This window comes from Streptomyces olivochromogenes, from assembly GCF_001514115.1.
Taxonomy (GTDB): domain Bacteria; phylum Actinomycetota; class Actinomycetes; order Streptomycetales; family Streptomycetaceae; genus Streptomyces; species Streptomyces olivochromogenes.
This window is the reverse complement of the sequence record NZ_KQ948491.1, coordinates 29,372-32,192: the sequence shown is the minus strand read 5'-3', so window position 1 is coordinate 32,192 and position 2,821 is coordinate 29,372. Positions and strand designations below refer to the sequence as shown.

Annotated in this window: 3 protein-coding genes; all 3 read left to right on the top strand. The window is 64.7% G+C overall.

The annotated features are described in order from the left end of the window. Positions 1-462 precede the first annotated feature (462 nt). Positions 463-870 carry a hypothetical protein gene (locus AQJ27_RS49000; RefSeq protein WP_067385087.1) on the top strand — a complete coding sequence of 136 codons (408 nt, stop codon included), beginning with the start codon at positions 463-465 and terminating at the stop codon, positions 868-870. 80 nt (positions 871-950) lie between these two features. Further along, positions 951-1,319 (top strand): hypothetical protein, encoded by a 369-nt coding sequence (locus AQJ27_RS57095; RefSeq protein WP_143669581.1) that lies wholly within the window; start codon positions 951-953, stop codon positions 1,317-1,319. Between the two features lie 503 nt (positions 1,320-1,822). After that, a partial coding sequence (locus AQJ27_RS48995; RefSeq protein WP_244313890.1) for an ISAs1 family transposase occupies positions 1,823-2,821 on the top strand: 999 nt, incomplete at its 3' end.

Here is a 2,821-nt window from a genome sequence, read left to right as displayed (position 1 = left end):
ACCAGTGCAGCACCACGAGAACATCGACTCACGGACAGCCGGCAGACTTCACCTCACCGCGTGAAGATCACCAACAGCATCCAGAAATTGAGCCAGAGCCGAAAAGCGTGACCGCCACGGCTTCTCACTGCAAGCGACGTCACACCGACCTCGACTGAACCCTTCACCCAGATGATCCGTCAGATCGCTAAGTGCAACTGGAGTACTGGTGCACCAGCACCCGAATGGGCGACCCGGTCCCGCCTGTCGCCGCACCTCAGGTTTCGCTCAACCGTGCGAACGGAGGTGGGAGTCGGCGCTAGGGTCTCTCCTCGGCGGCTGCAGAGGCCGTTGTCGACCAAAGAAAACCGAGGGGAACGCGTGCGCCGAATTTCGCGAATCACGTCGGCAGGCTGTGTCGCAGCGGCACTGGCCGTCATCAGCTCCACACCTGCGTCCGCCGCTGTGCCCATGAGTTGCCCGATGACCACTGGCTACGATTTTTCCGGCAGTCACAATTACTTCCGGGACCTGGAACCCCGTTCCGGCGGCGACAGCGGTACGACAATCAGCATCACCTTCCACAAGGGAAAGACGACGACGTCCACCGTGGGCGGATCGATCTCGGGCGAAGCGAAGGTGGTCTTCGTCAAGGCGTCGGCGTCGTTCGACTACCACTTCGCATGGCAGTGGACGAACAGCTCGACCTACACGTGGTCGTGGAAGGTGCCGAACAACATGAGGCACGGTTACCTGCACGCGGGTGTGAAGGTCAAGTACACGAAGTGGAACTACAACCAGACGCAGCCCAACTGCACCACCAAGGTGCTGCGCAGTGGATCAGCGCGGCTGGTCTACGAGGGTCGCGAAACCTGGCACGGAAAGAGCTGATGCGCAGAAGACATCTGGCCGTACTGCCAGTCATCGTCATCCTGGCCGCCGGGTGTGGGGGAGGGGGAAATCGGGCTCCTGTGGGCAGCCCGTCGAAATCAGTGCTGGTGTCTGATCCGGACCGTCCTGACAGCGGAAAGGAGACGCCGGGCCATCTCGGACCAGGGACGGTCAAACTTCCTGTTTCTGCTGACCGGATCGCCGAACTAGGCGTCCGCTACGACTGTCTCGGACCTGGCGGTCTCACTGTCACTAGCGGAACCGGCCTCAGCGCCGAGGTCGGTGGCTGCGACGACAGCGCCACGTTCGGCGCCCGCATCAAGGCGAAGGATTTGCACGGCAGAAAATTCGCGGACACGGTCACCGTCACGGTCGGCAAGCGTACGAGGTGGCGTATGTCCGTGGACATCACCACCAAGGACGGTGTGAAGCAGACCGTCCACGGCTGATCGCGTGACGAGACCCCCGCTGATGCTGATCTCTGACTACGGGCTGACACGGGGGCGACAAGTTCCAGGCCGGTTCCGGCCAGGAAACCGATGCGGAGTTCGGGGTGGCGCTGGGCGTAGCGCAGGGTGCTCTTCGTGGCCCAGTACTCCAGTCGTACTGTGGGTTCAGTCGAGGTCGGTTAGGCGTCGCTTGCAGTGAGAAGCCGCATCTCAACCGATCTTGAAACCTGCAGGTCGAACGGAGTTCCTGGTCGGGTGATCTTCCGGCCGTACGCGCATGAAGGCAGGGCCTCCTGGTAGCTCGGGGGTGCGACCCCATTCCGAGCGTTCCGGGAGGCCCTGTTGCAGGGCGGTTGCAAGTTCCGGGGTCGTGCGGCTGGTCGGGTTGTGACCGGTTGGGGCGCATAACAAGGCAGGCACGGGCTTCGTGATCATTGTGGTGTCTAAGTCAGATGATCATGAGGTGGCCCGTGCCTGCTGCTGCATCCCCTCCCATACCTGCCGTGCTGGTGAAACTGGGCCCGCTGGACAGCGGCCGGATCGCCGACCTGCGCCCCTACTTCGACTCGGTGCCCGACCTGCGCGCACGGCGGGGCCGGTGGTACTCACTCACAGCGATCCTGCTGGTGTGCGCCTGCGCGGCTGTCTCGGGAGCCAGGAGCATCGACGAACTCGCCGAGTGGGGCCAGCGTGCCTCGACGGCACTCCTGACGGCGATCGGGATCCGCCGCCACCTGCTCAGATGGCGGCGCACTCCGGCGCCGGCCACGATCGGCCGTGTGCTGGGGGCTGTTGACGGTGACGCCCTGGACCGGACGGTCGGCGCCTACCTGGCCGACCGGCACCGCGCCGCCACCGAACCCGCCCAGGCTTCGTCGCCCTCCGGGTTCGGGCCGTCGCGTGTGATCGCTGTCGACGGCAAGGCACTCAAGGGATCAGCCCGTCTCACCGCGACGCGCCGACATCTGCTCTCCGCGGTCACCCACGGCACCGTCGTGACCCTTGCCCAGGTAGAAGTCGGCGCGAAGACGAACGAAACCACACACTTCTGTCCACTGCTGGCACCGCTGGACCTGACCGGCACCGTCGTCACCTTCGACGCCCTGCACTCGGTCAAGTCGAACATCTCCTGGCTGGTCGAGACCAAGAAGGCCCACTACATCGCCGTGATCAAGACCAACCAGCCCACCGTCCACGCCCAACTCGCCGCCCTGCCCTGGCAGTCCATCGCAGTCCAGCACACCGCCTCCGGGGCTGGACACGGACGCCGCGAGTCCCGCTCAATCAAGACCTGCTCGATCGCCGACAAACTCGGCGGAATCGCCTTTCCCCACGCCCGCCTGGCCATCCGCATCCACCGCCGCCGCAAGCAGACCGGCCGGCGTGAGACCCGTGAGAGTGTCTACGCCGTCACAAATATCGACGCCCACCAAGCCGGTCCCGCCGATCTGGCCGCCGCGATTCGCGGGCACTGGTGCGTGGAGAACTCCTCGCACCACATC